Source organism: Synechococcus sp. MVIR-18-1 (genome assembly GCF_014279835.1).
Classification (GTDB): Bacteria; Cyanobacteriota; Cyanobacteriia; order PCC-6307; family Cyanobiaceae; genus Synechococcus_C.
Map to the genome: position 1 here is coordinate 2013265 of NZ_CP047942.1, position 26276 is coordinate 2039540.

Below are 26276 nucleotides of genomic sequence, written 5' to 3' on the forward strand. Positions count from 1 at the left end.
AGATGCGATGAAAGATGAGGATCATTCTGGTGTGTCAATCACCATCTGTGAGTGACTCCACGAGCCAGACCGTTTCTTGACCCAGACCGTTTCTTGAGCCAGACCGCCTTGACCAAGCCGCCTTCAACGCGTCTGAAGCCACTCGGCAGCATCACAAGCGTGATAAGTGAGGATCAAATCGGCACCTGCACGCTTGAAGCTCAGCAAGGTCTCGAGGACCACCGCACGTTCATCAATCCATCCACGTTCGGCAGCCGCCTTCACCATGGAGTATTCGCCACTGACGTTATAAGCAGCGATCGGCAGCTCTGATTCATCACGCAGGCGGCAGATGATGTCCAAATAAGCCAACCCTGGCTTCACCATCATGATGTCGGAACCTTCTTGTTCATCAAGCTGGGCCTCCGTGATGGCCTCACGAGCATTGGCCGGATCCATCTGATAGGTGTCTTTGTTTTTAGGGATGACCTTCTCAGTAGTTGCTCGTGGAGCGGAATCGAGCGCCTCGCGAAACGGGCCGTAATAAGCAGAGGAATACTTTGCGGTGTAACTGATGATTCCAACGTGCTCGAAACCGGCGTCATCTAGGGCTTCACGAATGGCGCCAACGCGGCCATCCATCATGTCGCTCGGTCCAATGAGATCAGCCCCGGCCTCCGCCTGCATCACGGCCTGCTTGCACAACTGCTCAATGGTTTCGTCGTTCAACACGATGCCTTCTTGGCTCACAATCCCGTCGTGGCCATCACAGGAGTAAGGGTCGAGGGCAACGTCGGTCATGATCGCCATATCGGGAACATCCCTCTTGAGCTGACGAATCGCCCTGGGGATCAAACCGTTGGCATTGAAACTTTCTGAACCGTCTTCAGTTTTCAGGCCTTCAGCCACCTTGGGGAAAAGCACCACGCAGCGAATCCCTAGATTCCAGGCACGCTGAACCTCAGCACTCAAGCGATCGAGACTCCAGCGATTTGCACCTGGCATGGCACCGATCGGCTCAACCTCAGCGCCTTCGTGCACAAACAGCGGATAAATGAAATCAGCTGGAAGCAATTGGTTTTCGCGCACCATTGCCCTTAGGGCAGGCGTGCGACGCAAGCGGCGGGGGCGATAGGTGATCTCCATTAATAAGGTCTGACAACAGATGCTGAAATCGTAAATCCCGCCTCAAAGGCTGGCGTTCTGGATCCATTGTTGGCGGGGATCTCCGTCTCGGCTGGTCTGAAGCTGTTCAAGCAGCTCACGCTGTTCGTCTGACCACTGCTTGGGCCATTGAAGATCCAGGGTGAGTAAGAGATCTCCACGGCCTGACTTTCCTGGCCAGCCTTTTCCTCGTAAGCGAAGGCTCTTCCCTGGAGCCGTGCCAGCGGGAATGTTGACGTCCGCCTCACCATCGGGCGTCATGACCTTGACCATGCCACCAAGAGCAAGTTCGTCGAAGGCAACGGGCAATTCAGCTCGCAACTGATCACCCTCCAGGGTCCAGATCGGATGCGATTGAACCTCAATCACAAGATAAAGATCACCCCGACGACCCGTACCCGGTTGAACATTTCCCTTGCCCTTCAGCCGAAGCTTCGAACCACTTTTCACGCCAGGGGGGATCCGAACTTGAACCCGCTCATCGTTGACAGACAAGGTGCGCTCTCCGCCTCGAAACGCTTCCGAGAACGTCACTTTGACCGAAGCTTCTGCATCAAGGTTGATTGGGGCTCTCGATCCACCGCGAGGAAATCCGCCACCGGGAAAGCCACCTCCTGCAAATCCTCCGCCATATCCGGCAGGACCAGAGCCACCTCCAGCCCCACCTCCGAAGCGGCCCAGGAGGTCATTGATGAAATCATCAAAGTTCCCGTAGCGGCCAAAGTCAACATCAACTCCTGCAGGGCCTGAGCCACCACCGGGCATGCCTGCCTGGTTCCAATACTGGCCAAATTGTTCATAGCGACGGCGCTTCTCAGGATCGGAAAGCACCTCATAGGCTTCACTGACCTCTTTAAAGCGCGCTTCTGCGTCCTGATCGTCCGGATTCACATCGGGGTGATACTGACGAGCCAATTTGCGAAAAGCACGCTTCACCGTGTCGGCGTCAGCACTGCGTTCCACACCCAGCACTTTGAAGTAATCGCGGTAGCCACTGCCGGCCATGGAATTCATCAACCCGTAGGGCTGCGCATCAGATCCAAAGAACAGTTTCGTCCGTGGATGCGAACCGGAGCAATGGCGGGATGCCCGAACGGCAGAGCGTTCTTAGATTTAGAAGATGGTTGAAATCAACAAATTGTTGCCCGTATTGGCATCTCTGGCGGCTTTCGCGCTGCCATTTCCAGTGGCCGCATCACCCAATGCGACAGACCTGGCAGACCACCTCAAGACAAGCAAGGCGCTGTACTACGGCTCTTGGCGCTGTCCTGCCTGCATCACGCAAACCAGATTGTTTGGCGATGCAGCCAACAAACTTCCTTACGTGGAATGCGCGAAACCCAAGGAACTTCCAATTCAAGCGGCAGCCTGTAAAACAGCCGAGATTCGCGCATATCCCACCTGGATTCTTGAGAACGGGGAGCGCAGAGAAGGAGTTCAAACCCTCGAGCAACTCAAGGTGTGGACGTCCATGCCAGCCCGTCCTTAATCCATGGCGCTTCCAAAACTGGCCTTAGTTCACGGCTTCAGCTGGAGGCACTGGAGAGGAGATTTACTGGGCGGCCTCACGGCAGCCGTAGTGGCCCTACCCCTAGCCCTTGCATTCGGAAATGCAGCACTGGGACCAGGCGGAGCCATTTACGGGCTGTACGGAGCCATCATTACGGGCTTTCTAGCCGCTCTTTTTGGCGGTACCCCTGCGCAAGTCACAGGGCCTACTGGACCGATGAGCGTCACCGTTGCCGGTGTGATTGGCACACTCGCAGCCGTTGGAATCTCTCGAGAGCTTGGGAGCAATGAGCTTCTCCCACTTGTCATGGGAGCCGTCTTAATCGGCGGCCTCATTCAGATCCTGATGGGGGTTCTGCGCCTCGGTCGCTACATCACTCTGGTTCCTTACTCCGTGGTATCGGGGTTCATGTCTGGCATTGGGGTAATTATTCTTTGCCTACAAATTGGGCCCTTATTAGGAATCAAAACCCAGGGAGGAGTAATCACTTCGCTCGGAACAGTCTTTGGTCAATTTAATCCCAATACAGCTGCATTACTAGTAGGCGCATTGACGCTAGCAGTAGTGTTTTTAACCCCCAAGAGAATCAGCACCTGGGTTCCATCACCACTGATTGCATTGGTAGTGATTACACCTCTTTCCATGCTGCTGTTTCAAGACGGGATCCCCCGAATTGGAACCATTCCAGAAGGCGGATTGAATTTCAGCCTGCCGAATCTCAAAGATCACTTCCCCGTCTTATTACGCGCTGGTCTTGTGCTCGCGGTACTCGGTGCCATTGACTCGTTGCTCACATCATTAGTGGCCGACAACATCAGCCAAACTCGTCACCACTCCAATCGAGAGCTGATCGGACAAGGAATTGCCAACAGCGTTGCTGGACTGTTCAACGGCCTACCTGGGGCCGGAGCAACGATGCGAACGGTAATAAACATCAAGTCAGGAGGACGAACTCCACTCTCAGGGATGGCACATTCAGTCTTTTTGCTGGTGCTGCTGCTAGGCGCTGGGCCACTAGCCGAAAGCATTCCAGAGTCATTGCTAGCTGGGATATTAATTAAAGTAGGCCTGGATATTATCGACTGGGGATTCCTATTAAGAGCACACCGTCTATCCATCAAAACGGCACTTGTGATGTGGGGTGTTTTACTGATGACCGTGTTCTGGGATCTCATTGGTGCAGTCCTCGTTGGCATGTTCGTTGCCAACCTTTTGACCATTGAATCGATCACAACGCATCAGTTGGAAAGCATGAGTTCAGAAGACAGTTCTCAGCTCGATCAAGAAGAGAAACGTCTACTCGATCGTTGCGGAGATGCACTGATGCTGTTTCGCTTGGAGGGACCACTGAGCTTTGGAGCCGCAAAAGGGATTAGCGAGCGCATGACCCAAATCAGGCAATACAAAATACTTTTACTTGATGTAACAGACGTTCCACATCTTGGAATCACTGCCACATTGGCGATCGAAAGAATGGTGGAGGAAGCAGAGCACCACGAACGTCAAGTCCTGATCGCGGGCGCCAATACAAAGGTCAAAGCGCGTCTGGAACAATTCCGTATCCAGGAACTCACTGGAAGCAGAAGAGAAGCTTTGACCTATGCAGCTCAAGAACTAGATCCGCACTAAAGGCATCAAAACAGCAGCAGATGGAAGTATTTATACTCAACAATCAGGCGCTGTAGCTTTGAGCACGCGGCAGATAGGGATTCTCGACAAAATGTTTAGACGAATAAAGATTCCATGGAAATCCTCACAGCTCTTGCCATTGCGCCATTTTTAGCTGCTCTCGTCCTCGGCGCTAAAGAAGCCGAGCTCGAAGAGCAAAACAACCGATAAACGCAGAGAGCGATCGGTTGTGCAAAACCATTTGACCATCTCGCATACTCATATCCCTTAGACATCCAACACCTAAGAAACCACCAGCAAAGCCAATAAACAACGGCCTCAAAACTAAGGTACAATTTTTATTGTTCATGCCTTTCTTTTCAACGAAGTTAGACAAACTAAAGAGTGAAAAGTATTGGTCAAGCCAACAGGTAGTAACGAAGACAAATATTAAACGTCTAAGTAATTTCTAAACAAAAAAAGTCAGAAGAAGATTTGTCCGGAAAGCCAATGGCCGAAGGGTCTCGATGATGCCTCAGCGAATGCCAAGAACATCGTGGCACCAATACCGAGGAGGGTAATGGAAATGCCACCGGTGATGGCAATATCATAAACATCACGGGTCGCAGAAGGGCTTCGGTCAGAAAGTGAAGAACGATGAGCCATTGACCAGAACGACAAGCTACAAATCAGTTATGAAGCACCCAAGTCAATAAAACAGGCTTCATTGATGAAGCTCATCAATTCGTTTCATGGCGCAACATGCATTTGTAAATTGCTGAGAACGAAGCTATCCAATAAAAAGCAACGATCTGCGAAACCTCTACTCAACGAGGACCAAACAAAATCAAGGGTTCTTGGCCATCCATCAAAAAATGTTGGTTCCAACCTTGAAGCAAAATCTCCATCATCTTCCAGGACTATCTTGACTTCCTTTATCGAACCGGAGGGTAACAGCGCTGCCACCCGGCCTCGCGCATGGTGTCCCAGGTATCGACGGCCTGATGACGAAGCATCCGACGGCGTGAAAGGGGAACTGGCGGATAGGGCGGTTTCCATTGAAACGTCCTTAAAGCAATCAATTCGCCATCAGCAGAGTTGCCAGCAGACTGAAAATGCACCAGCTGCTGTTGAAGCTCGTTGGAGAGCCAACCCTCACCACCAGGAATGTCTGGCAAACGCTTGGAATCGGGGCGAAGACGTGGCATCCATTAATTATGACAGCCTTAACGGAAATCGGCAGAATTAATAATCATCAAAAGATATACGTACTGATTCAGGAGCAAATCAACCACATCCATTGACGCCATTACAAAACCACAGCATTCCGAATGGGGAACCTCCCTATCGAATCACAACAGGAGTGCCTACCTCGACCTGATTAAAAACCTCAATGACGTCACTATTCAGCATTCTGATACAACCCAAACTGGCAGCCGCACGAAGATGAACCCACCTTGGCCATGCCGTTCCGTGAACCGCATAAACTTTTCCATCCGTAGCAGACTTTAAGTAAGGCATAAAGCGAACACCAACTGGGTCATTTGGTCCAGCAGGGAAGACTTTATGATGAGACTTTGAATAGTAAGTAGGGTCTTTTACTTTTTTGAGGATGCTAAAGACACCTGGAATCGTTGGTGACTCAGGCGCCCCAATCGCAATCGGATATCTTTTAACCACATTTCCTGAGTCCTTAAGCCAAAGGTAGCGTTCTTTGAGGCTCACCTCAATTTCGATCTCAGCTTTAGCCTCAGGCGCAGCAGAACTAACCAAGGCAATGCAGCCAACCGACATGGCCAAAAACACATTCAAAAGAGGCTTTGGCAGACGCATTGAGTCAATAGGAGGGTTTTGAGAACTCTACATCCATCAACAACCCAAAGAAGCAACAATCAAACGAAGGCAAATTGAAAAACAAGAGTCAAGAATCAACCATTTGATCGCCTTCTTCAAGACGCTTAGACTCCTCATATTCTTTGATAATTCTTTTATAGATACTTGCTAACACCTGACCATCAGCATTTCGCAAAACCACAGCGTCGATCCCAACAGAGCTTTTAGACAAATCAACTTCATCCTCATGCTTAATCTTGTCTTGGGATATTGCAAATTCAATTGCTGGCTTAAATGAGAATGAATTAGACATCAACCCGGTGCATCTTCATCCAAGCTGACAGGCAGACCCAACACTGGCAGCAAATACAGTTTTACTTAAGACAACAAAGGACAATCCCGACAAGTGGGCCAACCAGCGATCGAACAAAGATGGCCACTGATGGCCGCAGCAATTTGTTGAAATAATGACCTTAAGGAATGCCCTTGGAACAGCCCCTACCGGTTGTATGACAAGCATCGCAGGGGCTGCATCAAAGATGGGCAGATATGCCTATCGCCGAAGGGATACTCGGCTCATTAGAACAATTAGGTGATATTTCCACGCAATGAAGCTCGATAGTGCAAACGCCCATCCAATGGGAAGCCTGATCCATGACGGAACACATACACCCTTCCACGCCTTGGCCTGCCCGCTGAATCCACGCATGGTCCGAATCGGCAAAAAGAGATAAGCGGCCAAGAACACGAAAACGGGCTAATGCCTTAAGAACAACCAAAGGGTTTGTCGTAGAAGCCCTTTGGTTGTGACAGATCACATCTTCGAGCGCAAAGAAGTAGAGCTTCCTTCAAGGCTCAGACATCTACGCAATCGCCAAACCGATCAAACAATAAAAAACCCCACTGAAAGCGGGGTGAATCTTAAAGATCGGAGCAAAATCAGCTTCCAACAGAAGCAAGCTTCGTTGGGGAAAGATGCGCAGAGGTGTAATCAATGCCCTCTGAATGAGCAGCAAAACAGCGCTGAGCATCCTGTAGGCGTTGTGCCTTCAGCTCTTTCTCTTTGATCAGGAGGAGGGTGTTCATGGGAACGACCGACAGCGTCTCAAACCCCGTTGCTTGTTTGAGATCGAACTGCGTCCCCTATGGGGGGACCAACGTCCTTTGAATATAAGGTGGAAAACGCAAATCTGAAAGCCATGGACCGAACATTCGATGGTGTAACAACCGCTCCTTGGTCATTCCACTGCGTTCGAAACCCCAAAAGATCATCACAGCGAGCTGTTAGCGGATCAAAAGCAGCGATCCATGGTCCGTGGGGAGCACACAACATTTGTAGACCGTGGGCTGAGCCCTGAGATACTTGGTACTGAAGTCGGGAAAACCTTTAGTGGCAGGAAAATCTGGCTTCACTCAAAGCGAATTTGAAGAAATCAAGCGCCTTTACCTTGAAGAAGGAAGAACCTTTTCTCAAATCGCCAAAGTCATCGGGAAAGGAAGCGAAAATTCAGTTCGGAATTGCTTAGTTAAAGCACGGGTCAATCGAGCTTCACTTGGAGAAAGGAAACTCGAAAGATTCAAATCAGGACAGAAATATGGAAGGATCACCCTACTCACAAGACTCGTCAAATCAAAAAAGCTTCGATACCACGTCGTTTGTGATTGCGGCTATGAATTCGACATAGATCCATATTTTCTAACACTTCCCGATGATCACAAAAATAGCATTTCCCAATGTCAAAAGTGCAGGCCTCAAAAGTAGAAGTCTCTAGTTCAAAACAAGCTCTATAAAGCAGACAGATTTCACTTAGATTGAAACTTAATCGACAAAATAATCGCCCCAAACTGCTCTTGCTTTGCTTCTTTTAAATCCAGAGCAAACTTTTGCCCACAGCCATATTCACCTTGAAGGTTTAACGCCAATACTCCTTCTATACCGATGCATCACATCAAATGAAGACGGAACGTAGCCCGGTCAACATGGCGGATATTCGCCTGAATCATCGTCCAGCCCAGACGCTTATGTGCTGTGTACCGATGGCAACCATTGAATCCATACAACTTACCCTCAAACTCAATGAGATCAACAGGCTCCAGAAGCCCAATCTCACTAATACTTTTCATCAGATCAACGACTTTGCCTTCATCGATCAAGCTCTCATGAGGACGATTAATGGCCTCAATCGGCACTGGAACGCACCTTTTCATCAATCGGCCTTTTGTTGGAATGAAGTGATGTCGCCATCTCTAACAACCGTCACCGCCAAGAGCAAACGGATGCAAAGAGGTTGCGGGCCTGTTTCAGCCACTGCTGCAGAAGGCTGCGCTGTTGAGGCCCCCTTGGCCGTTGCAAAACGGTGGACTGCAGTACTGGGCCTGCAGATTCGAAACCATCAAAGGCTGCCAGGGCTTCCGTAGCCCCTTCCAGATCATGTTGAAGAACGCGCTGATTCACCTGAGGTCTGAAGTGCGATTGCGAGCGGTTGCGTACGGAAGACATTCGCTGCTCCTGAACTGTCTCCGTTCTGCCTGAACGGCAATGAAAAGACAAGTCAATTGAGATGCTTCTTTAAATCCAATTCACTATCTCGATGCCCACAAGATCTCAGGTACCCTCCTGAAATACCTAACAGAATCACTCTATCGGCAAGCACAGAGTCATTGTAACAACAGTAACCAACGGAGCCAAAATGCATGTGCTCTAATGATCGAAATAGTGTCAACCATGGAAACCACGATCTGGACTTTCAGTCTGAACGTTCCTTTTGCAACATGGGCTGCTATATATGACAGCGAAGACGTCGCAAAGATGCACGAGGCAGTTGGTATAAAATCAATCTTTCGTGGAATTAGCAAAGACGACCCATCCAAGATCTGTGCAATCCAACAAGCCCCCATTGGTGTGGCTCAGAAGATCTTTGAGGACAACAAAGAGATGATTCGCAGCTCAGGGCACATTATTGAAAGTACAGTGATCAGAGCTTATTCAGACCATTAATTTGTTAGTGCTTGACACACCATCAGCCCACCCAAACAGAGTATGCCTGATGGTTTAGGAGCTAAGAGTGAGCGTTTCGCCCTTGTGGACGGCTGTAAGGATAGGCCTCTTGAGATGCACAGACTTTGGAGCCCTGTGACCATTGCGGAACTCACCTAGTGCTTGCAAAGCGCGATGGCATCGAAACCAGAAATGAAGGCAAAGTACCCCTATCTGTAGAGAGCGTCTTCCTTGGAGCACTTGGAGGCGAGGGTGTGTTCCTCAGCGTGATTTTGGGTCATCACCACACCAATCCGCAATGCACCCACTGAATCCAAACCAATGGAACAGCCCAACCAATCAGCAGGACACCTACCAGTCATGGCTGCTGCTTTTTTGGCTCTGGTTCTTGCTCTAGTTGGTGTTTTTTTAGGGCAAAGAGCGTGGAGCCATCAGACGACGCTGACTAAAAACTTTGAGGTGTGCATGGAAGCCGCTCCCTTTAAGCACGCCTTGAACACAGCCAAGACGGAGGCGTCGGTAACACCAGAAGAACTACCTAAACACTTTGAGAAGTTTGATCAGATCTTTAGAGAAACAGGGCTCCCACCCATTTGGAATGGTGAAACTTTGGTGCCTTGGACGATCTACCACAAAGAATCAATTCTTGTCGCGAAGCAATGCCACGAATCACTTGAAATCAAGCAACCGCAGAAAGAATTAAGGGGCACATACTCCAAACCTGTTTGGGATCCCAACTCAGAAATCTGGCAAAAGGAATTGAACAACCTTGCTCAATACCAACCCGATGATTAATGACAATGAGCAAGACCTCTTAAGCCCTGAATGACCATTCATTGACAGCGTGAAGATGAGCCGTCTACAAACTGTGCCTTGGCTCTGGAGCCAGACGCACACCATATATAGGCGCGCATCTAGCCAGTCGAGGGGGCCCCGGAGATGATTTAATCCGGCAGTATTGCTCAGGCCATTTTAGCGAACAGTTTTTTGTGATGGTCCACAACGTCTTGGCAGCCGATCACAGGGGTGAAATCCATCTCAATGCCGAATTGAGCGCGCCAAGGAGCAAAGTGCTCAAAAATCTGTGCGTCACTTTCGGCTTTAAACAAACATGTCACACGACCAGCTCCTGGTGCATGGACGCGAAACAGCATTTCAAAGCCAGGAAAGGTGTCTGCCTTTGCCATTTCACCTGAATCCCACAACTCACAAAAACTCTTGTAAGCAGCGAGCTGCCCTTCAATATCAGGAAAGATACAATCCGCAAGATACATCTGCATGGCGTGTCAAAGACAAGTTCAATCTTTTGATAGCAAGTGCAACTTAAAAATACTGCCTAAGTCACCACTTACTGACTGATGAACCCGTTAGTACTAGATGTTACGAGGTGTATCTCATATAACAAATCAATCAAGATCATGGGAGTCAACACGAAACTTGATCACTCAACACGAACCATATTTGGCATTCCCTCCACACTGGCAAAGGTGACCAGGCTTATTGCTGGTTCAGTTCCTGTGTTGATGACGTAATGCGGTTCACCTGGGTGGCCTTCAAGAAAGCCTTCTCCTGCAGTAATAATGTCAGTCACCTCAGCACCATCGACGATCCTCACATTGCTGAGTTTTCCCTGCTCAACCATCACCACAACAGGTGATGGATGGATATGCAAAGGGATCTTGGCCCCAACAGGAACAGTGATCCGATAAACCCGCATCTCTGGGGTTCCCTCGGGATAGGCAACACTTCTCCCCCCAAGAGTTCGATTGGCCGTGAAAAGCTCCTCCACAACTGGATTGGGTGATGCCAGTGCATGGCCCGAATAAAGCAGCAGGGACGCAGCCGCAATACCAAAGAGCTTAGAAACCATAATCTTTGCAAAAACGAGCTATTTAGTCTCAGGCTAAATGCAATGGATGCATTATGCAGTGGCTGACGGATTATTTCTATTATCAACGGCTTTCATCACGTCATAAGCCAATATCAAGATTAAACTTTTAGAGCTTCCGTGCGAACTGAGGTTACCCTAGAATTAATACTTTGCGATCAAAGATCTAAATATGCTACAAAATCAAAAGCAGTCCGCTTACGCAGACTCTTACTCAAAGCGCTACTAAAAGGATATCATCAAGCGACCATTACCCTGCTTGTTAGAAGGGTGCAGATTAATATTAGGAGACAAATATCGCGCCAAAGCAGGCATCAGCTGCAACACACAACCATAAAGACACACTGAATTACATCGGAGAGGATGAGATAACCCTGAGAACAGATGAGGACTCTTTAGACGTGATCTCAGAAGGTGATGTCAGCGCCTGTATTGACTGCTGGTGAGAGAAGCGCCATGTAGAAGCTACCGAGCACCGAGTTGGTGTTTTGAGCCAAGTGCTTCTAGACATCGGTTCCTTAGAAACTGAAAGCACTCTCGAGCACATCAGATATTTTGTCGGTTAGCCCCGAACATATTTCTCTGATCAAGCCAGCAACAAGATGACATTTGATTTTTTTTCGGGGGGGGGGGGCTACGTACTTTCTGGCTTGATCATCCTGATTCAGGTCTTCTGAATCAGTTCGTTCGCGATTGTGAGCCGACAGCTGGGGCCGATTGGGCAAGCCAATGCACGAAATGGCTTGTGACGACCTTCACAAATGAACTCGCCAATGGGTTCGCCATGGGCTGTGTGAATTTCCATGAGGGCAAGCTTCTCTCTCCTTGTTCTAGATAGTTGTCTGGGCTAGCCGTGGTGCAAATCACTACTGTTTTCCGCCAAAGGCATCACAAGAGCTGCTCAACTCTCAGTCGCTTCCAACTGATTTCAATTGGCATTGAGCTGATGCCCCTAGAAGCGCTGCCTAGGCAAGGACTGTCAGGCTTGACGAAAGAAATGACGACTAGGTGACTAAAAACCAGGGTTGGAGCCAAGCGACTGATTCCTCCCAGATGATCGGTTCAATAGACAGAAGCCACCGACGGCCTAGCCGGAGCGGATTGCAGCCTAATTGGCGGGAATAGGGCACAACGGGCTTATGACTTCAAACCAGAGGGAAGTCTCGGGAACTTTCAGTCTGATCGATAACATTCAGTAATTTAAGCAACTAGTAAGGTTTTAATTTATTGGGTTTCAATGCAGCACTATCTAATTGCCTGGAACTTCCCAACAGTAGAAGGATCTTGGGATGCCTGCACTCCATTTGCTGAATACATCAACGCTGGTGGGCCTGGAGATTGTTTTGAAGGCTTTGAGCTCAAATATCGAATCTGTGAACCAATTGGTGGAACAGGGATAGCGATTGCAGTTGCAAGCGATATCGGCAAGGTATGGGCTCATCTTGCTCCTTGGATCAAGGGCTTTGGAATCGAGTTCGAAGTCACCCCTGTTGTCTCTGATAAAGAGTTCGCAGCGATGTGGCCTGGAGTTCAAGCGGCTGCCGCAACAGACTGAATTTCACCAACCCAAAACAAGTACGGAATGGATCCATTCGAGTTTGTGCGTTGCGCCCCGCCACCAGCGGGGTTTTTAGTGACCAATGCCGTACAGCACACGTTGCCGAGGCAGAGTTGGCTGCAAGGTCGTTAAACCACAGCATTCACCCGTCAGTGATGAAAGCATCGTGGATGAGCACAAGCGAACGGCACGGGCTTCGGTGTGCACAAGCAAAAAGAAAACCCCGCCAAAGGCAGGGTTTCTCGGCTTCTCTTTGGGCGTGTTGCCTTGTTTCCACTCCGTGAAGAAGCCCTCCTCACAAATGAATCATGCCTCAGAAATCTTGTTGGGCAAGCCACCGCGTATCAGTTGGTTGACTGATCTGCAGAGACCTCATCATCATGGAGGAGGCCAACTCCTCACAAGGTTTGGCTCCTCACACCCCCTGAAGAAGGCTTAGTCGCCTTCTTTTTTTATGCCTGATTACTCGAGTCAGAAGCTGGGTCTTGACCATCGACCGAGCGGCTAAGGACAACCAAGCCTGAGCGGCAAGCTTTACAAAGCGTTACCAAACCCCTTAAGATCTGTTGTATAAGTTCACAGACGCTTCCGATGACCGACTACTCAACTGCCATCTTTGGCCTGATTGCATTCACAGGAGTTGTCTCCGCTGCAGTCGTCTACATCCTTGCCCAGCCTTCAGACCTGCCAGTCGTGAAGAAAGCAAAAGCAGCGCAAAACTGAGTCTCAGCCCAAAACATTTTCAACGGTACAAACAATGAGCACACAAGACCTTCTCGTTCTTCTGGTGAGCTTCGGGACCGCCTGCTTCGCTTTGAACATCTATAAGCTCAACCAAGAGCCTCAGCAGTGAGCTTTACAGGCCGTTACTAAAGTGTTACAGTGTGCGAAGCGTTCTTTGGACGGGATTCGCAAAACAAATCCTCTGGGAAGAGGCATAACAAATACAAAGGTCTCTGTGGAAGGAGATCTTTTTTTATGGCATCTCCCTCAGAGAGCTGTAGGTGAGGGGCTTTTCTAACTTCACTTCCCCGTAGCCGAGAGCAACCAGCTCTTTAACCGCCGCTGCAAACTTCTTAGATCCCATGCTTCGGATCGCTCTGTCGCCACGCTGTTTGGCCAGTTGCCAAGTGCAGCCATCAGCCTGAAATCCGTGTGCATGAACGTGGCGCTTCAGGATCATCTCTGTGGAGTCAACACAAAACTCGTCAGATTTCAATTGAGACATCAGTTCTCCTCTTCGGTCAAGGTAAGCATTTCGTCCTTTTAGACGCATGTGGAGATCAACCCCTCATGCTGCAGTGACCTGAGCGCCTTGTAAAAAAGATCAAAGCACTTCTTGATCCCAATCATCACTTGTGGACACCATCTTTCTTGATTGGATCGTCGGCGAGAGCAAGAGCAATGGCTTGCTAATCGGATTCCCCCTTGACAACCTCAGCCTGTATCACAACTAAAACAACATTTTTAGCCATAAGACTCCGCCAAGAGCAGATTCTTCGAAGCAGAGAATGCTTTCATCAGTTACCTCATACCAATGCCCTTCGATGCTTAGATCACTATAGATCTGCTTCAGAGCAACTAATGGCGACGAAGCTTATCAATAGGTTTATCCTCCAACCAGGAGGAGTGAAGACATCTATTTAATTCTTTATTCTCTGTTTTGGAGAAAGGTCATTAAAAAGCACATGCCTTTGCGACAGAACCAACCCTGAACTCAAGGCGACAAGAGAAATAATCGTTGTGATCAAAATTGTTTTCCTAGAAACGAACAAACTTGCATGACCATCTATAAGTCTTTTGTTAAGTTGAGCTCGCTGTTCAGAAAGCCCTTTGATTTCAAGACTAAAGGCCTGTTCTTCTTTGTCTAGGCGTTCCATTCTCGAAGTAAAATCATCTTGATTGCTTTCGATACTCAAGTCTTTGCTGGCCATATTCCTTCGCATTCCCTCCATCGCCTCAATATATGACTGCCTTAAATCTTGCTTTTGGTCAATAACTTTTTGAACGAGCTTCTCTTTAGCTTTTATTTGCTGATCAAGAGAAGAGATATTTTGCTTTATATGAATTGGCTTTTCGCTCTTTCCTGTCATCTGTGTGCTGAACGTATTGACCAAAGTATACCGTTCTCAAGACACTTACAAACTAGATCTCAAAACTCGAATCGCAGAAACTAGTCCCAAACAATTGAGCTCTTACTCTCTCGACAATCCTGCAGGCTCGATGATGTTCTCACTCAACCCACTCGTCATTTCCTATTTCCACAAACGGCCAACGAGGGCTGAGGGTATAGCGCAAAGAGCAACACGACACAAACTCATGCCAATCGTTATTCCATAAAAAAGAACGGTCGCATTCTCAAGACCGTTCCTCTTCTTAAGAAGCCGAAACTCCCCAGTCCTGGCTTCACTCCAAAGATGCCTCTTCGACAAGGGAATGTCCGTAGAGATACATACTCATTTTTCTATACGCACAAAAAAAGGACAGTCGTCCGCTGCTGACTGTCCCCTTCAGCGAGCACGGGGGTGCTTCGCCTTGCTATCAACTTGGCGATAAAGCATGAAGACGTCAGTAGTGACAAGTGCTTATTTCTGAAAAAAAGCCGCCCTGTCCAGGAGCGACTTATTGCATGCGCCACCAAGTCATCCAAACCGGGTGCCTAACCATCAAAGCCAAGCGAAGGTCGATCGTCAGAGCCAACTGCACATTTTGGCTGAGCACTTGTTGTCAGATGGTGTAGCCAATGAAGTGTATTCAGCTGCTATTCGATGCAGGCAACAAGCTGCCCATTTGATCAACCCGCTTTAGAGGGATGATGTTCAGCAGCAGTCGAATCGGAATGGACGGTCCCCTTTCACCTTTGGGGGATAGGTCAGCTGAAAAAGGTCCCACGAATGGGAGGCTGGGAGATAGGGGTGCGTACTGTTACTCAGCTGCTTGGATGAATGTCTTGAGCCTCTTAATCAGCTCAGGATTGACTTTCCCCCTGAATTGAGAGTCGGTTGTGTGCCGAGACCCATCCGTTAGAAACGTCACCAATTCACAAGGGTCTGACTTCTGCACGGCGTCGATGTCGATCAGACCAGCACCATGCTCAATCGCCTTTGTGAGCCATTCTTCTGAGCTTTGACCCTTGTTGCCAAAAACCTCGACAGTAAAGGTGACAGGGATTGTGATTTCGGTCTTCCACATCCCATCACATCCAAACTCTTTACGGATTTGTTCGCTCTCTTCGAGCCTGGGCCTTGAGACTTTCATTGATTAGTCGTGAATACTTGCGAGAACCTAGTCGCCATTACAGAAGCTGACCTCCTTAGCTGCTTCATTGTCGTGCAAGATCGCAATAGTGAAATTTGCACGCCGATAGAACTTGATCCGTCTCTCGAGGATCAGAGATGAGGTATCGGGAAGCCTGAGCCCTACTCGCTGCGCACCAGTTCCTTGCGTGAGCGTGAAAGCTAAGCGGGGCAGGAATAGATACCCAATAGTCTTCCTTCATCCGTTCTCTCCTGTCCGATTTGCCTGCAGCCAGACTCTGCAGGAGGAGTCCTTGCGCCGATATGGATTGTGTTGTTGTCCTTCGCACTGGTGACTAGAACAAAAAAGAGTGCTGCCAGGGACAGCAGAGCGGGAACGACAAATCGCATTGGCCTGGTTCTAATTCCATCATTCTGGCGGTTTCGAAAGGGCATCTGTTGTCTATATGACAGCTGCTGTTCAAACCAGATACAAGATTTGATTGAAGGGGTAAATGCTGTATGCAGTTACCACCTATTGATAATTTTGGGGACATGATGCCTTGTTATTTCTCTCGATCTGAATAGTCACGATCATGAACCTGTTCCCCTCCACCAGCGCTCCTTGCCAAGCTCATGGCTGTTAGTCAATTGGCTCAGTTCTTCTGACCGTTTTCTTTTCCCAGATTGGTACCTAGTGCACCGAATACCACTCAATGGACAATGCCAAGCCAGAATGTGTAAGTCAGTCACTTGCCATTCCTGATGCCATCCAAGCCCCGGAATCGAGTTGGTGAGGTGTACGGAAAACTCACGGTCATCCGTGCCTCAGACCGACGTACCAAAAGCGGAAATGCCTATTGGTGGTGTCGATGCTCTTGTGGTCAGGATCGTGAGGTGCCAGGCGACAAGCTTTCGCATAATTCAGCCCGTAAAAAGCCTTTAGTAACTGCCTGTTTGGATTGTTCACGAGAATTTCAAGTTGAAGGTGTCTGCGCCAAGAATGACCGTGAAGAGCGTCAACGACGGATTGATGCGGAGGCGCGTCGGTCTCTACTGAAAGGCGATGTCCCAGACGGATGGCTATCTCTACCCCTTACAGACGCCCATGCAAGGGAGTTAGGGCAGGTGTTGTTTTTTCGTGGCACGTTATGTCTCAGAGGGCATCTTGCGCCATATCGAATTAATGGGGGGTGCTTAACCTGCTCTGGACAAAAGCCTTCTGCGGCTGTTCAGCATGACGACGCATCAGGTTGATTCCAAACAACCGGATTGGCAGAAGCTGAAACAGACCTGCGAAGAGCGTGGGGAATCAAAACCAAGCCCTCCATTACATCGCGCAGATATTCGGCTGAAAAGATAATGAGCTCATGCTCAACCTCATCAGCCAACTTGAGAGAGACATGATAATGAATTAACAGAAAGCGCTCGCCATGTGTACTCCCTTCAGATGAGCAGTAAAAGAAACCTCAAATCTCAACAATCCATATCATGAATCAGTATCGCCACATTAACCACCAATAAAGACCAGAGAAAGATCACGCGCCAATCCTTTAGTCAACTCAAGCAAAAGTTAGTGAGCCAGCAGCCTCTAAACAAAGCAAATAAACAGAGACAGTTAAACCATGAACAACGCGAGTGAGTCAGACGACTGATGGCGCACGATAAGCATTTCTGTATTGAAAGCTACGAACATACTGCTATTCAATCGTATACTGAAAAAAGAAAATAAAAGGAGAGCAAGCATGGAAATAGAGGCATTCCGCAAGCAATTGATCGATGCCAACCCAAAAACGGCTTCACCCACAAAAAAGGAGCTGCTATCAGAAGATTTAGCCATCGCCTACGAAGCATTAGACCGTATAACTGACAACCTCGGGGAGTTAATAAATGAAACAAATGATACGGACGAACTCATTTATTATGCACAAATCAGAGGCGAACTATGCTCTCACTTCAATGGGATAGCTATGTTACTAGAAGATCACAACCAAGACATTTCGTAATCGCTGAATGAACTGACGCTCCATTTTGTATTGATCATTACCCAGAGCAAGCATGAGATGCCGATAAGCTCCATGTTGATAAGTCAGAGACAAATGACGACAGCTCCAATCACTCGTATGCCGATACGCCACTCAGAGCCAGAAATCCATAAGAAGTTTCATCCTATAAATCCAACCACAATTACACCCTCAATGACGCATCAAGAAGCAATATCAAAAGATTTAGTTATTGCGCTTGAAGCAACTGAAAGGCTAAACAAGAGCCTTGACAGATTGGCTGAAGAAAACGGATGCAGTGAGTTCCTTTCTTCCCATAGATTACTTGGAGAAAAGATTACCTCCAACCGCAACATCCTACTGATGCTGATTGGGAATGCTATGGATATAAGCATAAAGACTAATAAGCCAGGATTTAAAGCTGACTACCCTGATTACTTCACAAAATGATCAAGCGCTATAGCTATAGACACTAAAACATTACCTATCATAGGCATTTTTCTTAGTGGCAACCATGAAATCTAGGCAAACTGATAAAAGAGTAGCGCGACAAAAAGCCTCTCAAACATTTTAAACAGTTAATTTCAAAAAGCCTCTCAATATCAATTCCCGTCAGATTGATTACCGAGAATAAACCCATTCACAAACCCACGTTTCATATTTCCATTTTGCCATTACTGGTAGTGGAATAAAGAAGCAAAAAACAAGACATCTACATACCTATGATTTTGGTGTGAGAGGGAGACCGAACCAGGCGTGGTTGCCTTGGCTTCGTGAATGGGATAATGCCTACTCCCTCTATCACACATCTTTAACAGGTTGGAACATCCGGCCTTTCTGGATCCATAACCAGTTAAGCCAACATCGCATAGTTTCTAATCAGGCCGATTTAGGTATTAATTCAGAAACGGTTGGCATCGGGTCCGGCTTTCCATCAGCAATAGCTCTGGCACGGAGATAAAACCAGCTTTCGGTGTCTCCGCTCGCTTCCATCTTTTCTGCGATTACTTTCCAATTGCTGATTTCGGCTTGATCCATGGGAATCTCTTAATCCAAATAATTCTGGAAAACGATTGATGTTTCCGCGAATGCTCTCAGTCGTGATGACCGTCACCCCGCTCGAAACGGGGCAACCTGTCAATTCTGCATTTTGAACATTGGTGAGCTCCACCACAGGTATTAAGCATCACTCCCCGATCGAAAGAGCAAAGAGCCCCACTCCAACAACGAGAAAGAGCCCGAGTGCAACAAACATTTCTTTAAGACGACTGGATCAGGTCTAAGTAGAAACACTTGCTCACTGTGAGCCTTGTCTTGAAAGTGATCCTTACGTTTCTGATAGGCCAAATAGAAGACCGCCCTCGCTAGTGGAAAGACAACCTAACTCGTTCGTTGATTCATGAATCAACGATCAGAGCTCGTTCTTCATAACGGATCTTGGCTCATTTAATGGGAGAAATAAGATGCTGGGTAACGAGTGCACCGTCACTGTTGCTCAGTAGCTGACAGGCTGGACTGATGAAACGTATCTTGTTGCTTCTTTCGCTGATCGGAACATCCGCATTGGCTCAGAATTTCCAGACGATTGATCGCGTTGATGGTTGGTTGATTGAGCGCAAGCTGGATAGCGAACAAAATCATGTTTGCCGTGCTTCTGTTGTCGGCGGTGGATCCTGGTTCTCTGCGCGGGTTCACCTGAATCGCAATGATGCACTAGTCGTGCCAAATGGTTTGACCTCTCCTAACGAGGCATCAGTGGCTTCGGCACGTGAGGCGCTTCGTTTGTGCCGATCAAGCCTTCTTTATTTCTAAGGAAATGTGAGGCGAATCAGCGGACGGACGAGTGAGGACTCAGTGCGGTCAGCGGTGGCTATCAGGATTGTCCAAAGATCTTCTCCAGAGCATTGCGTTTGTTTTGGAGGGAATTGGCTCGCATTGGCTTTGAAGCCCCCATTGGTCTCGGCTGCCGTGGACGATTCAAAAAGACTTTGCTGAGCCACCAAACCTGAAGGCCGAGAAAAAGCAAGGCAAACAGCCCTAATTCAAATGCGCCCTGCATCAGTAGTGCTTGCCACGGTTTTCAATGGCGTCCCTTTTGAAGCACTCCAATTCCTCCGGCGTATGAAGCGGTGGTTTTTGCGTTTTGCCTGTTAGTCGGTTGATGAGTCGCAATAGAGGTTTCATCTCGTCAGTCTGGCTCAGGCCATCTCCCTTGGGGATCTCGAACCCGGTTACTTGCGGTTGAGGACCTTCCAGCCTGCCCAAATGATCACGGCAAGAACAATCCACCCGAAAAAGGCTCGGAGGAGCACCAATCCGATTAAGAGCACAGCTGCCGAACCAGCAACGCTTTTAACGATGGCCTTGCTCTTCTCAGACATGTACTGCCAACGAGGAATTAAAGCCATGAGCACACGCAAAAAGCCACAGTGCCACCGGAATCCCTTTTTGTCATCGAAAGACCAGTGGGTGCTACCGCTTTCATTGACAGACACGCTGAATAGATAGGACAGCTCAGCTGTGCAGCAATTATTCGATTCGTACCGCTAGTAGGGCTACTGAATATTCAGTCAGGATGATCGACTAGCAAAAGCCGAAACAGAAGAGAAGCAAATATTTCTAAAAATTTAGTTTTCGTAAGTTTACCTGTTGCAGGAGTCAAGATAGTCCTTTCGATTAGCAATGAGGAATCTTCATGGTTGGCGAATTACAGCCTTAGTCACGTCATTCATTTTAATTTTCCTAACCCTCTACTTCACATTGGCGGGGTGGAATGCCGTAGCTATTAAGCATGCGATTGATGCCACTGGACGAAGTTCCCTGATCCTTTTTGCGATTGCCTTCACAGCATCAAGCCTTGAAAGTCTTTGGGCTTCTTCTATTACCCGTTGGTCCCTACGGAATAGGCGTTGGATTGGTTTAAGTTTCGCCGCCTCCCATTTCATTCATCTTGGACTCATCATCTCAATATCCTTATTGTTTCCAGATCCATTTTTGAGAGAACAGTCATTGGGACAATGGTTGTTTGGTGGTCTTGCCTATATGTTTGTGTTTCTTATGGCTTTAACGTCCACCAATCAGGCCCAGCACTGGATGGGCATGAAGAGCTGGAAACGGCTTCATTACGTTGGAAGTCATTGGATATGGACGGTGTTCTTATTTACTTATTTAAAACATGTAAAGGAGGGACCTTTTTGGTTTTATCTCCCCTTCCTAGTCTTCACGTTGCTCATGATTCCTATTCGATTTGCGAAACATCGTCCTCTAAGCGCGACCATCCGCAGCTCCTGAAGTAGAGCCAAGCTCATCTGAGTGTCGAGGGTCATTTCATTGGGTAAGGGCAACTGCTTAAAGCATTCCCCTTTGCACTGAAAAACCCCGCTCGTGGCGGGGCTAGTGAATATTCAGTCGGGAGATTGATAGCCACAATCAGCGAACCTGATCGTTTATGGAATGGGACGTACTCAACGCAAGCTTCCAGCAGGTCATTCATTTCACATCACACTCAGATGCAATAGCCGTCAGTTTCTGATTGCCAAAGGATTGAGACGTGATGTTCTGTTAGCTGTGCTCGCTAAGGCCAAGCAGAAGGTGCCTCATCGCTTGTATGCGGTGTGTCTGATGGCTAATCACCTGCATCTGCTTCTGCGTCCCGATGATGCATCACAGCTGCCAAAGCTGATGCACTGGAATGGTTTAAGGGGGCATTCCACCCCCACGAGTCACTTGGGTGATACGAGCGACATATCACAGGCTATCGCCGAAACTCATTGCTAGTACTACGCTCTATCAAGACTTATACGGACCTACATTGACCTGTTGTCACGCTTATGTCACGCTTTTGTCACGGGTAAGTCAGAAGTGACCCATGCCAAAAACCAATGTGGGCTCACCCTGGGAAGCTAATTTCCGTTCATCCATACGCACTACGCCTGGCCTCGAAAACTGGACCGTCAGCAATGCGGGCGGGAAAATGCAGGTTCGATTTCGTCCCTCTGAGGGGAAGGCTCAAGCCGCACGTCTGCCACTTCTTTGGGAGCAAGGCAATGTCAATAGAGCAACGCTGCTGATTAACCGTGCAGCCAAGGCTCTTCTAGAAGGAAGTACTGATTCGCTTGCTGCTGCAATCGCGATAGCCCAGAGCAACAGCACCACCATGCGCATAGGCGTGAATTGGGAAGAAGTGGCTGAGGGTCTACGCGACGTTCTAATGAACCATCGAAACGAAATTCTGGCCAAAACCTGGAGTGACAACTACGAGCCATATATCAACGAGGCACTGCGTCTTATCAATTCAGGGGACGCCACTGATGGCCACACTCTCCTTAAAAACACCTTGAGCAAGTGGGCGGGGAAAGCACCATCAAGAGCGGCTTGTTGCATCGCATTGCGCAACCTGAGCGATCACGCCATATCGCGATTTGGAGCAGCCAAGTCTTGGCAGATCACATCACTAGACATCAAGGAACTTCGAGGCAAACCAGCCAGGAAACGCCGTAAGGCAACGCTCTCCGACACCGAGCTTCAGTTCCTGATCGACGGCATAGCCAATCGGAATCCCCGTTGGGCGAACGTGCTGCGGATTCTGACCCTATTTGGATTGCGTCCGATTGAGCTGCAATACCTCTCTCCAAATACAAGAGAGGACGGAAGCCTCGGGCTCTGGTGCAGTTATGAGAAAACCTGCGGAGGGAGCCAAACAGACCAACGCCAACTGGAGCCTTGCTGGCTGCAAGACAGCGATGGCTCGCCAATCAAATGGACTGTCATCGAGCAAATGCACGCTGGGCTTCTTGAGTTACCGCTGGGAAATGATGGTGAACCACGAAAACTGGATGGCCACTACGTCGAAACCTTCCTGAAACGACAACTGGAATGGAACCAACTCAAACAAATATGCGAAGAGCGTGGTGAATGGCTTCGGGCGTACAGCTTCAGGGACACATTCAGCCTGCGCTGCCATCGTCAAAAAATCGAACTAGGTGCGATCTGCGCCGCTATGGGCCACAACCTTGAAGCTCATGCCAGGGCTTACCGCTGGGAATCCCAACAAACCACAGCAAAGGCATTTGCTTCAGCAGCTGAACCAGCAAGTTGGCAAAGATAAATCGTATACAAGCCATTCGATATATCGAGCAGGCTTCTGAGAAGGAAGAACTAGGGAAGGCGAGTAATCGTTTTAAGAATGATGTAACAGACCTTCGCCGGAGACTTACAGCCCAAAATGGTCCAATAAATATAAACAAATAGCACATTCTTGAGCCAGATAGCCATGATTCATGGTATGACTTAATTAACGGAAAGCGTTAGATGACAATTAAGCTTCAAAAGCTATTGAGCATTATCTTATTTGCATGTGGAGCTGGAGCGATTTCACTGGCTGCACCAGCTCATGCTGAATACTGCAACAACGAGGGAAAGCAGGCTTGGTGCGGCGGCGGTAGCACCGCAGGGAACGCTCTTGATCAAATGAGTTGCACGCCATTTGCCTACAAGCCTTGGTCATTTAATAATGCAAATGGGCTCGGAGGATATAAAAATAGTTTTTGCACGTCAGATACAGTCAAAGATGTAGCTGGTGGGCCATATCAATCTCAGGCTTGGATGTACAACAAGGGTGATGGCACTAAAGACACTAGTTATTGGGTATTTCACGGCTGCGATGGAGCCGGAATCATGCCAGATTGCTTAGGCGATGTTTTATTTTTGGAGCGTTTTTACGGGTATGCAAAAGATCAATCAAAGGTTTGGTGCCAAGGTGGAATAACGGTCAACCAAGTGGCTTCGCATACAACCGATAAAAACTCCAACCGCAGACAATGCAAGTTCAAGCATCCAGGTACTGGCCATATTTACGAGAATTACGAAGCAGGAATTTGGCAATGGGGCAAACAATTCGATATAGACAAGTTTCGATCAGCAGCTACAGGGAAATGGTCTCAACGTGCAGAAAATGCAGTTCGCTCGGTACAAAATCCATTTCCTAATGCTGAAAATAAAAATGTTCTATATATGATGACATTCCCTTGGGTATGCACAGGAATCGGCAGAGGAGGAGCCACTGAAGGTGAAGGAGATGCGACTAATGGCTTGTTTACGCAAACCAATACTCCCGGCGTCAAGTGCTATTGGGACAACGAAAGTGGAGCTTCTTCTAATACACCAGATAGCGAAAGGGGGCCTTACTGGCCTCCACAAATGAATCTTTATTGGATGAATCTAAGAACAGACAATGGAAATAAATATCTTGACGTTAGAGGTTATACCTTAGACAACAACAGTATGACGATGAAATCATTAGGCCAATGGACACTAGAGCCATACGGAAGCCCTTGGTAGAAAGAAGAAGCAGACGACAAAGATTTGTTTATCGCTCGTGAAAGAAATAATTGAATAAATTCTACAATTAGAGTAAATCACTCTCCTCCAAGCTCTCCTTCACTGATTTGTCAAAAACTTTTAAAACCAACAATCGCTTTATTTGATTGGTTAGCGAATATACATTGTTTCAAACCATGAGTTAACACGGTTTTCTTTATTGGATAAATGTACAATACGTGAATCATTATTAAAGTCTAATTAGCATAATGCGAGCAATTAATTTAACAGCGTGCTTGGCTCTTAGTGTTTTAAGTCTTTCCTCAATCCCAAAGGCTTCTGCTGAAATCGGAATTGATTTGAAACTTGGGGGAGGAAAGCCTGAACTTGAAATTAATGACGGAAATTCTGACTCAAGCTCGGATAATTATAATTCTGACTCAAGCAACAATAACTCTGACTCAAGCAACAATAACTCTGACTCAAGCAACAATAACTCTGACTCAAGCAACGATAGCTCTGACTCTTCATCTGTTGATGGGAATTACGACCCATGCTTTATACATCCAAACTGCACGGCTGGTGCTGGATACAGCAGTGATAACAAAAACAGTATGGGAGCTGGCTGGTATTGCAAAGACGGAAAAGTTGTCAATACAAATACTAGTTTTGATAAATGCAATATCCGCAAGGGCTGCACAAGCGACAAGAACTACGTTGGCTATGTAGCTAATAGTAAAAGCTGGGAATGCCTTGAGAAGGCTTATATCCATAAAGGTTGCTCCAGTACTCCCGGCTTTACTAACAAGGGTTCTTTAGGTGCAGGCTGGTATTGCAGTGACAAAAAAGAAGTAAATCAAAAGACTCAATTCGATCCGGCTTCGATTAAAAAGGGCTGCTCCGATCAAGGATCAGGAATTAAATACACTGATGGGATCTGGACATGTAATTAACTTGTATATCGTCACAAAAGCATCCCTTGAATCAGCATTAAGTCTTAGTCTCTATTCCAAAGCCCTTTGTCCTGAATCACTTATGCAATTTTTCGCGCTCAACATCGAGCAGAGTAGTTGCCATTAGCCGTGACAGACGAAAAAAACTGACTATCGTGCGGCATTGAACAATAATTAAGACGACCGAACTGTTAGCTCACCACCTGAGCGGGCATAGCCTTTTTACCGCCTGAATAACTATCTCCAGGCTTGAGATACTCAAGCTAAGTCATGATCTACCCAATGAAACTATTCACAGCACTTGCTACAGCTTCAATATGTATTTCTGCCATGCCTGCTTTTGCAGACAATGACTATGAATTTTTCACCACACCATCTAAAAATATTTGGTGTGTTAGGAGGCATGACTTTTCGACCAAAATACCCTTATCTGTCTCATGTGATGTTGCCCATCATGCCTGGAAGGAGTGGATTCAAGGAGATCAGAATGGTTCTCACGGCAATAGATTTATGATTCCTGGTAATGGCCCTGCAGAAGCCATAGGGAGTTCAGATACATTGGTTGGAAGTGCAGGTCCTGTTTTGCAATATGGAAGTAAGTTAACCTTTGCAGACCGTCCCGAAGACGGGACAATTACCTGCATCTCCGAAAAGATCGGGCTTACATGCACGAATACGAGTGGTGGTTTACTGCATTTAAACCGTGAGTTCTATGTCCTCAATAAGCCAGTGCCTAGATAAGTATGTTGTCTTCTATGTCTCGCAGGACTACTGCCATTGCTGCTGCACTGTCTGTGCTTGCTCTTGGATCTCCGTTGGTTATTGCAAACGCGAACCCATTGGCAACTCAGTATTTCAATCAAGGAGTAGAGAAATACGAGGTAGGCAATTATCAAGGTGCAATTGCTGATTGGAATAAGGCAATAGAGATTAATCCTCAGGATGCTCTTGCCTACTACAATCGTGGTCTTGCCAAGTATGATTCAGGAGATCATCAAGGAGCAATTGTTGATTATAATAAGGCAATAAATATTAATCCGCACCTTCCTGAAACGACAACCGGAATGGAACCAACTCAAGCAAGCTTGCGAAGACCGTGGTGAATGGCTTCGGGCGTACAGCTTCAGAGACACATTCAGCCTGCGCTGTCATCGTCAAAAAATCGAACTAGGTGCGATCTGTGCAGCTATGGGCCACAACCTAGAAGCTCATGCCAGGGCTTACCGCT

Annotated in this window: 35 protein-coding genes and 1 pseudogene; 18 read left to right on the forward strand and 18 right to left on the reverse strand. The window is 47.7% G+C overall.

Annotated features, from left to right (window positions below; all coding sequences use genetic code 11):
• Nucleotides 1-123 precede the first annotated feature (123 nt).
• The gene (gene hemB, locus SynMVIR181_RS10895; RefSeq protein WP_186589244.1) at nt 124-1125 is read right to left on the reverse strand and encodes a porphobilinogen synthase; all 1002 of its coding nucleotides are present in this window, start codon (nt 1123-1125) and stop codon (nt 124-126) included.
• A gap of 42 nt (nt 1126-1167) precedes the next feature.
• A complete protein-coding gene (locus tag SynMVIR181_RS10900) occupies nt 1168-2148 on the reverse strand; it encodes a DnaJ C-terminal domain-containing protein (protein ID WP_186590639.1) in 981 nt (326 codons plus the stop codon).
• Nucleotides 2149-2263: 115 nt separating this feature from the next.
• Here SynMVIR181_RS10900 and SynMVIR181_RS10905 point away from each other — a divergent pair, with 115 nt between their 5' ends.
• Both SynMVIR181_RS10905 and SynMVIR181_RS10910 read left to right on the forward strand, forming a co-directional pair.
• Nucleotides 2264-2632, forward strand: a complete 369-nt coding sequence (locus SynMVIR181_RS10905; protein ID WP_186523850.1) for a hypothetical protein — start codon at nt 2264-2266, stop codon at nt 2630-2632.
• A gap of 3 nt (nt 2633-2635) precedes the next feature.
• A complete protein-coding gene (locus tag SynMVIR181_RS10910; protein ID WP_186589245.1) occupies nt 2636-4282 on the forward strand; it encodes a SulP family inorganic anion transporter in 1647 nt (548 codons plus the stop codon).
• Nucleotides 4283-4744: 462 nt separating this feature from the next.
• On the opposite strand, the gene SynMVIR181_RS10915 is transcribed toward SynMVIR181_RS10910, so the two are convergent.
• From SynMVIR181_RS10915 to SynMVIR181_RS10935, 5 genes are all read right to left on the reverse strand, one after another.
• Nucleotides 4745-4927 (reverse strand): hypothetical protein, encoded by a 183-nt coding sequence (locus SynMVIR181_RS10915; protein ID WP_186589246.1) that lies wholly within the window; start codon nt 4925-4927, stop codon nt 4745-4747.
• 269 nt (nt 4928-5196) lie between these two features.
• The gene (locus tag SynMVIR181_RS10920; RefSeq protein WP_006854405.1) at nt 5197-5469 is read right to left on the reverse strand and encodes a DUF1651 domain-containing protein; all 273 of its coding nucleotides are present in this window, start codon (nt 5467-5469) and stop codon (nt 5197-5199) included.
• A gap of 136 nt (nt 5470-5605) precedes the next feature.
• Entirely contained in the window at nt 5606-6094 is a 489-nt protein-coding gene (locus tag SynMVIR181_RS10925) for a L,D-transpeptidase (protein ID WP_186589247.1), read from the reverse strand.
• A gap of 88 nt (nt 6095-6182) precedes the next feature.
• A complete protein-coding gene (locus tag SynMVIR181_RS10930; RefSeq protein ID WP_186523853.1) occupies nt 6183-6407 on the reverse strand; it encodes a hypothetical protein in 225 nt (74 codons plus the stop codon).
• A 626-nt stretch (nt 6408-7033) separates the two neighbouring features.
• The gene (locus SynMVIR181_RS10935; RefSeq protein ID WP_011620313.1) at nt 7034-7180 is read right to left on the reverse strand and encodes a hypothetical protein; all 147 of its coding nucleotides are present in this window, start codon (nt 7178-7180) and stop codon (nt 7034-7036) included.
• A 277-nt stretch (nt 7181-7457) separates the two neighbouring features.
• Here SynMVIR181_RS10935 and SynMVIR181_RS10940 point away from each other — a divergent pair, with 277 nt between their 5' ends.
• Nucleotides 7458-7856, forward strand: a complete 399-nt coding sequence (locus SynMVIR181_RS10940) for a hypothetical protein (protein ID WP_255444272.1) — start codon at nt 7458-7460, stop codon at nt 7854-7856.
• 182 nt (nt 7857-8038) lie between these two features.
• On the opposite strand, the gene SynMVIR181_RS10945 is transcribed toward SynMVIR181_RS10940, so the two are convergent.
• Together SynMVIR181_RS10945 and SynMVIR181_RS10950 are read right to left on the reverse strand one after the other, a co-directional pair.
• The gene (locus SynMVIR181_RS10945) at nt 8039-8284 is read right to left on the reverse strand and encodes a sulfiredoxin (RefSeq protein ID WP_255444273.1); all 246 of its coding nucleotides are present in this window, start codon (nt 8282-8284) and stop codon (nt 8039-8041) included.
• Nucleotides 8285-8351: 67 nt separating this feature from the next.
• The gene (locus SynMVIR181_RS10950; protein WP_186589249.1) at nt 8352-8594 is read right to left on the reverse strand and encodes a hypothetical protein; all 243 of its coding nucleotides are present in this window, start codon (nt 8592-8594) and stop codon (nt 8352-8354) included.
• Nucleotides 8595-8819: 225 nt separating this feature from the next.
• On the opposite strand from SynMVIR181_RS10950, the gene SynMVIR181_RS10955 reads away from it, so the two are divergent.
• Nucleotides 8820-9092 (forward strand): DUF3764 family protein, encoded by a 273-nt coding sequence (locus SynMVIR181_RS10955; RefSeq protein ID WP_186589250.1) that lies wholly within the window; start codon nt 8820-8822, stop codon nt 9090-9092.
• Nucleotides 9093-9301: 209 nt separating this feature from the next.
• Here SynMVIR181_RS10955 and SynMVIR181_RS10960 read toward each other — a convergent pair whose 3' ends face one another.
• Nucleotides 9302-9454, reverse strand: a complete 153-nt coding sequence (locus tag SynMVIR181_RS10960) for a hypothetical protein (RefSeq protein WP_186589251.1) — start codon at nt 9452-9454, stop codon at nt 9302-9304.
• Between SynMVIR181_RS10960 and SynMVIR181_RS10965 the strand changes: the two genes are divergently transcribed.
• Nucleotides 9453-9887 (forward strand): hypothetical protein, encoded by a 435-nt coding sequence (locus SynMVIR181_RS10965; protein ID WP_186589252.1) that lies wholly within the window; start codon nt 9453-9455, stop codon nt 9885-9887. The two genes, SynMVIR181_RS10960 and SynMVIR181_RS10965, sit on opposite strands and share 2 nt — an antisense overlap.
• 167 nt (nt 9888-10054) lie before the next feature.
• Here SynMVIR181_RS10965 and SynMVIR181_RS10970 read toward each other — a convergent pair whose 3' ends face one another.
• Both SynMVIR181_RS10970 and SynMVIR181_RS10975 read right to left on the reverse strand, forming a co-directional pair.
• Nucleotides 10055-10372 (reverse strand): DUF3303 domain-containing protein, encoded by a 318-nt coding sequence (locus tag SynMVIR181_RS10970; protein WP_186589253.1) that lies wholly within the window; start codon nt 10370-10372, stop codon nt 10055-10057.
• A 161-nt stretch (nt 10373-10533) separates the two neighbouring features.
• Nucleotides 10534-10962 carry a cupin domain-containing protein gene (locus SynMVIR181_RS10975; RefSeq protein WP_186589254.1) on the reverse strand — a complete coding sequence of 143 codons (429 nt, stop codon included), beginning with the start codon at nt 10960-10962 and terminating at the stop codon, nt 10534-10536.
• A gap of 1255 nt (nt 10963-12217) precedes the next feature.
• Between SynMVIR181_RS10975 and SynMVIR181_RS10980 the strand changes: the two genes are divergently transcribed.
• Together SynMVIR181_RS10980 and SynMVIR181_RS13335 are read left to right on the forward strand one after the other, a co-directional pair.
• Nucleotides 12218-12535 (forward strand): DUF3303 domain-containing protein, encoded by a 318-nt coding sequence (locus tag SynMVIR181_RS10980; protein ID WP_186589255.1) that lies wholly within the window; start codon nt 12218-12220, stop codon nt 12533-12535.
• 594 nt (nt 12536-13129) lie between these two features.
• Complete coding sequence (locus SynMVIR181_RS13335; RefSeq protein ID WP_255444274.1) at nt 13130-13261, forward strand: hypothetical protein; 132 nt, start codon at nt 13130-13132, stop codon at nt 13259-13261.
• 253 nt (nt 13262-13514) lie between these two features.
• On the opposite strand, the gene SynMVIR181_RS10985 is transcribed toward SynMVIR181_RS13335, so the two are convergent.
• The 3 genes from SynMVIR181_RS10985 to SynMVIR181_RS10995 form a co-directional block, all read right to left on the reverse strand.
• Nucleotides 13515-13757 (reverse strand): hypothetical protein, encoded by a 243-nt coding sequence (locus SynMVIR181_RS10985; RefSeq protein ID WP_255444275.1) that lies wholly within the window; start codon nt 13755-13757, stop codon nt 13515-13517.
• A 424-nt stretch (nt 13758-14181) separates the two neighbouring features.
• Entirely contained in the window at nt 14182-14631 is a 450-nt protein-coding gene (locus SynMVIR181_RS10990) for a hypothetical protein (protein WP_186589257.1), read from the reverse strand.
• Between the two features lie 832 nt (nt 14632-15463).
• Nucleotides 15464-15796 (reverse strand): hypothetical protein, encoded by a 333-nt coding sequence (locus SynMVIR181_RS10995; RefSeq protein ID WP_186589258.1) that lies wholly within the window; start codon nt 15794-15796, stop codon nt 15464-15466.
• 743 nt (nt 15797-16539) lie between these two features.
• On the opposite strand from SynMVIR181_RS10995, the gene SynMVIR181_RS11000 reads away from it, so the two are divergent.
• The 3 genes from SynMVIR181_RS11000 (at nt 16540) to SynMVIR181_RS11010 (ending at nt 18227) form a co-directional block, all read left to right on the forward strand.
• Nucleotides 16540-17031: an early protein (E6) gene (locus SynMVIR181_RS11000; protein WP_186589259.1), complete on the forward strand. Its 492-nt coding sequence runs from the start codon at nt 16540-16542 to the stop codon at nt 17029-17031.
• Between the two features lie 488 nt (nt 17032-17519).
• Nucleotides 17520-17780 (forward strand): hypothetical protein, encoded by a 261-nt coding sequence (locus tag SynMVIR181_RS11005; protein ID WP_255444276.1) that lies wholly within the window; start codon nt 17520-17522, stop codon nt 17778-17780.
• 93 nt (nt 17781-17873) lie between these two features.
• Nucleotides 17874-18227: a hypothetical protein gene (locus SynMVIR181_RS11010; RefSeq protein ID WP_186589260.1), complete on the forward strand. Its 354-nt coding sequence runs from the start codon at nt 17874-17876 to the stop codon at nt 18225-18227.
• A gap of 429 nt (nt 18228-18656) precedes the next feature.
• On the opposite strand, the gene SynMVIR181_RS11015 is transcribed toward SynMVIR181_RS11010, so the two are convergent.
• Nucleotides 18657-18815, reverse strand: a complete 159-nt coding sequence (locus SynMVIR181_RS11015; RefSeq protein WP_186589261.1) for a hypothetical protein — start codon at nt 18813-18815, stop codon at nt 18657-18659.
• Between the two features lie 480 nt (nt 18816-19295).
• Here SynMVIR181_RS11015 and SynMVIR181_RS11020 point away from each other — a divergent pair, with 480 nt between their 5' ends.
• On the forward strand, nt 19296-19589 hold the full coding sequence (locus tag SynMVIR181_RS11020) for a hypothetical protein (RefSeq protein ID WP_186589262.1): 294 nt from the start codon (nt 19296-19298) through the stop codon (nt 19587-19589).
• Between the two features lie 246 nt (nt 19590-19835).
• On the opposite strand, the gene SynMVIR181_RS13340 is transcribed toward SynMVIR181_RS11020, so the two are convergent.
• Nucleotides 19836-19961, reverse strand: a complete 126-nt coding sequence (locus tag SynMVIR181_RS13340; RefSeq protein ID WP_255444277.1) for a hypothetical protein — start codon at nt 19959-19961, stop codon at nt 19836-19838.
• A gap of 47 nt (nt 19962-20008) precedes the next feature.
• Nucleotides 20009-20185, reverse strand: coding sequence for a hypothetical protein (locus tag SynMVIR181_RS11025; RefSeq protein ID WP_186589263.1), 177 nt, complete (start codon nt 20183-20185; stop codon nt 20009-20011).
• 274 nt (nt 20186-20459) lie between these two features.
• Between SynMVIR181_RS11025 and SynMVIR181_RS11030 the strand changes: the two genes are divergently transcribed.
• From SynMVIR181_RS11030 to SynMVIR181_RS11060, 7 genes and pseudogenes are all read left to right on the forward strand, one after another.
• Complete coding sequence (locus tag SynMVIR181_RS11030) at nt 20460-21068, forward strand: hypothetical protein (protein ID WP_186589264.1); 609 nt, start codon at nt 20460-20462, stop codon at nt 21066-21068.
• Nucleotides 21069-21230: 162 nt separating this feature from the next.
• A pseudogene (locus tag SynMVIR181_RS11035) lies at nt 21231-21473 on the forward strand (transposase); the annotation flags it as partial.
• Nucleotides 21474-21645: 172 nt separating this feature from the next.
• Nucleotides 21646-22884 carry a site-specific integrase gene (locus SynMVIR181_RS11040; RefSeq protein WP_186589265.1) on the forward strand — a complete coding sequence of 413 codons (1239 nt, stop codon included), beginning with the start codon at nt 21646-21648 and terminating at the stop codon, nt 22882-22884.
• Nucleotides 22885-23087: 203 nt separating this feature from the next.
• Nucleotides 23088-24116, forward strand: a complete 1029-nt coding sequence (locus tag SynMVIR181_RS11045; protein ID WP_186589266.1) for a hypothetical protein — start codon at nt 23088-23090, stop codon at nt 24114-24116.
• A 248-nt stretch (nt 24117-24364) separates the two neighbouring features.
• The gene (locus tag SynMVIR181_RS11050; RefSeq protein WP_222929413.1) at nt 24365-25048 is read left to right on the forward strand and encodes a hypothetical protein; all 684 of its coding nucleotides are present in this window, start codon (nt 24365-24367) and stop codon (nt 25046-25048) included.
• Between the two features lie 270 nt (nt 25049-25318).
• A complete protein-coding gene (locus SynMVIR181_RS11055) occupies nt 25319-25789 on the forward strand; it encodes a DUF6636 domain-containing protein (protein WP_186589268.1) in 471 nt (156 codons plus the stop codon).
• Nucleotides 25790-25863: 74 nt separating this feature from the next.
• A complete protein-coding gene (locus SynMVIR181_RS11060; protein WP_255444278.1) occupies nt 25864-26151 on the forward strand; it encodes a tetratricopeptide repeat protein in 288 nt (95 codons plus the stop codon).
• Nucleotides 26152-26276: the final 125 nt, after the last annotated feature.

Bases quoted from the DNA above. Each gene is read 5' to 3' on its own strand.
- SynMVIR181_RS10920 (WP_006854405.1), bottom strand. From the start codon at position 5,469: ATGCCACGTCTTCGCCCCGATTCCAAGCGTTTGCCAGACATTCCTGGT.
- SynMVIR181_RS11015 (WP_186589261.1), bottom strand. From the start codon at position 18,815: ATGGATCAAGCCGAAATCAGCAATTGGAAAGTAATCGCAGAAAAGATG.
- SynMVIR181_RS10995 (WP_186589258.1), bottom strand. From the start codon at position 15,796: ATGAAAGTCTCAAGGCCCAGGCTCGAAGAGAGCGAACAAATCCGTAAA.
- SynMVIR181_RS10910 (WP_186589245.1), top strand. From the start codon at position 2,636: ATGGCGCTTCCAAAACTGGCCTTAGTTCACGGCTTCAGCTGGAGGCAC.
- SynMVIR181_RS11005 (WP_255444276.1), top strand. From the start codon at position 17,520: ATGGAAATAGAGGCATTCCGCAAGCAATTGATCGATGCCAACCCAAAA.
- SynMVIR181_RS10930 (WP_186523853.1), bottom strand. From the start codon at position 6,407: ATGTCTAATTCATTCTCATTTAAGCCAGCAATTGAATTTGCAATATCC.
- SynMVIR181_RS13335 (WP_255444274.1), top strand. From the start codon at position 13,130: ATGACCGACTACTCAACTGCCATCTTTGGCCTGATTGCATTCACAGGA.
- SynMVIR181_RS11020 (WP_186589262.1), top strand. From the start codon at position 19,296: ATGAAACGTATCTTGTTGCTTCTTTCGCTGATCGGAACATCCGCATTG.
- SynMVIR181_RS11030 (WP_186589264.1), top strand. From the start codon at position 20,460: ATGAGGAATCTTCATGGTTGGCGAATTACAGCCTTAGTCACGTCATTC.
- SynMVIR181_RS11025 (WP_186589263.1), bottom strand. From the start codon at position 20,185: ATGGCTTTAATTCCTCGTTGGCAGTACATGTCTGAGAAGAGCAAGGCC.
- SynMVIR181_RS10915 (WP_186589246.1), bottom strand. From the start codon at position 4,927: ATGGCTCATCGTTCTTCACTTTCTGACCGAAGCCCTTCTGCGACCCGT.
- hemB (WP_186589244.1), bottom strand. From the start codon at position 1,125: ATGGAGATCACCTATCGCCCCCGCCGCTTGCGTCGCACGCCTGCCCTA.
- SynMVIR181_RS10965 (WP_186589252.1), top strand. From the start codon at position 9,453: ATGGCTGCTGCTTTTTTGGCTCTGGTTCTTGCTCTAGTTGGTGTTTTT.
- SynMVIR181_RS10900 (WP_186590639.1), bottom strand. From the start codon at position 2,148: ATGGCCGGCAGTGGCTACCGCGATTACTTCAAAGTGCTGGGTGTGGAA.
- SynMVIR181_RS10960 (WP_186589251.1), bottom strand. From the start codon at position 9,454: ATGACTGGTAGGTGTCCTGCTGATTGGTTGGGCTGTTCCATTGGTTTG.
- SynMVIR181_RS10980 (WP_186589255.1), top strand. From the start codon at position 12,218: ATGCAGCACTATCTAATTGCCTGGAACTTCCCAACAGTAGAAGGATCT.
- SynMVIR181_RS11010 (WP_186589260.1), top strand. From the start codon at position 17,874: ATGACGACAGCTCCAATCACTCGTATGCCGATACGCCACTCAGAGCCA.
- SynMVIR181_RS10935 (WP_011620313.1), bottom strand. From the start codon at position 7,180: ATGAACACCCTCCTCCTGATCAAAGAGAAAGAGCTGAAGGCACAACGC.
- SynMVIR181_RS10955 (WP_186589250.1), top strand. From the start codon at position 8,820: ATGGAAACCACGATCTGGACTTTCAGTCTGAACGTTCCTTTTGCAACA.
- SynMVIR181_RS10925 (WP_186589247.1), bottom strand. From the start codon at position 6,094: ATGCGTCTGCCAAAGCCTCTTTTGAATGTGTTTTTGGCCATGTCGGTT.
- SynMVIR181_RS10950 (WP_186589249.1), bottom strand. From the start codon at position 8,594: ATGTCTTCCGTACGCAACCGCTCGCAATCGCACTTCAGACCTCAGGTG.
- SynMVIR181_RS10905 (WP_186523850.1), top strand. From the start codon at position 2,264: ATGGTTGAAATCAACAAATTGTTGCCCGTATTGGCATCTCTGGCGGCT.
- SynMVIR181_RS10970 (WP_186589253.1), bottom strand. From the start codon at position 10,372: ATGCAGATGTATCTTGCGGATTGTATCTTTCCTGATATTGAAGGGCAG.
- SynMVIR181_RS10990 (WP_186589257.1), bottom strand. From the start codon at position 14,631: ATGACAGGAAAGAGCGAAAAGCCAATTCATATAAAGCAAAATATCTCT.
- SynMVIR181_RS11055 (WP_186589268.1), top strand. From the start codon at position 25,319: ATGATCTACCCAATGAAACTATTCACAGCACTTGCTACAGCTTCAATA.
- SynMVIR181_RS10975 (WP_186589254.1), bottom strand. From the start codon at position 10,962: ATGGTTTCTAAGCTCTTTGGTATTGCGGCTGCGTCCCTGCTGCTTTAT.
- SynMVIR181_RS11040 (WP_186589265.1), top strand. From the start codon at position 21,646: ATGCCAAAAACCAATGTGGGCTCACCCTGGGAAGCTAATTTCCGTTCA.
- SynMVIR181_RS13340 (WP_255444277.1), bottom strand. From the start codon at position 19,961: ATGAAACCTCTATTGCGACTCATCAACCGACTAACAGGCAAAACGCAA.
- SynMVIR181_RS11000 (WP_186589259.1), top strand. From the start codon at position 16,540: ATGCCATCCAAGCCCCGGAATCGAGTTGGTGAGGTGTACGGAAAACTC.
- SynMVIR181_RS11050 (WP_222929413.1), top strand. From the start codon at position 24,365: ATGCGAGCAATTAATTTAACAGCGTGCTTGGCTCTTAGTGTTTTAAGT.
- SynMVIR181_RS11045 (WP_186589266.1), top strand. From the start codon at position 23,088: ATGACAATTAAGCTTCAAAAGCTATTGAGCATTATCTTATTTGCATGT.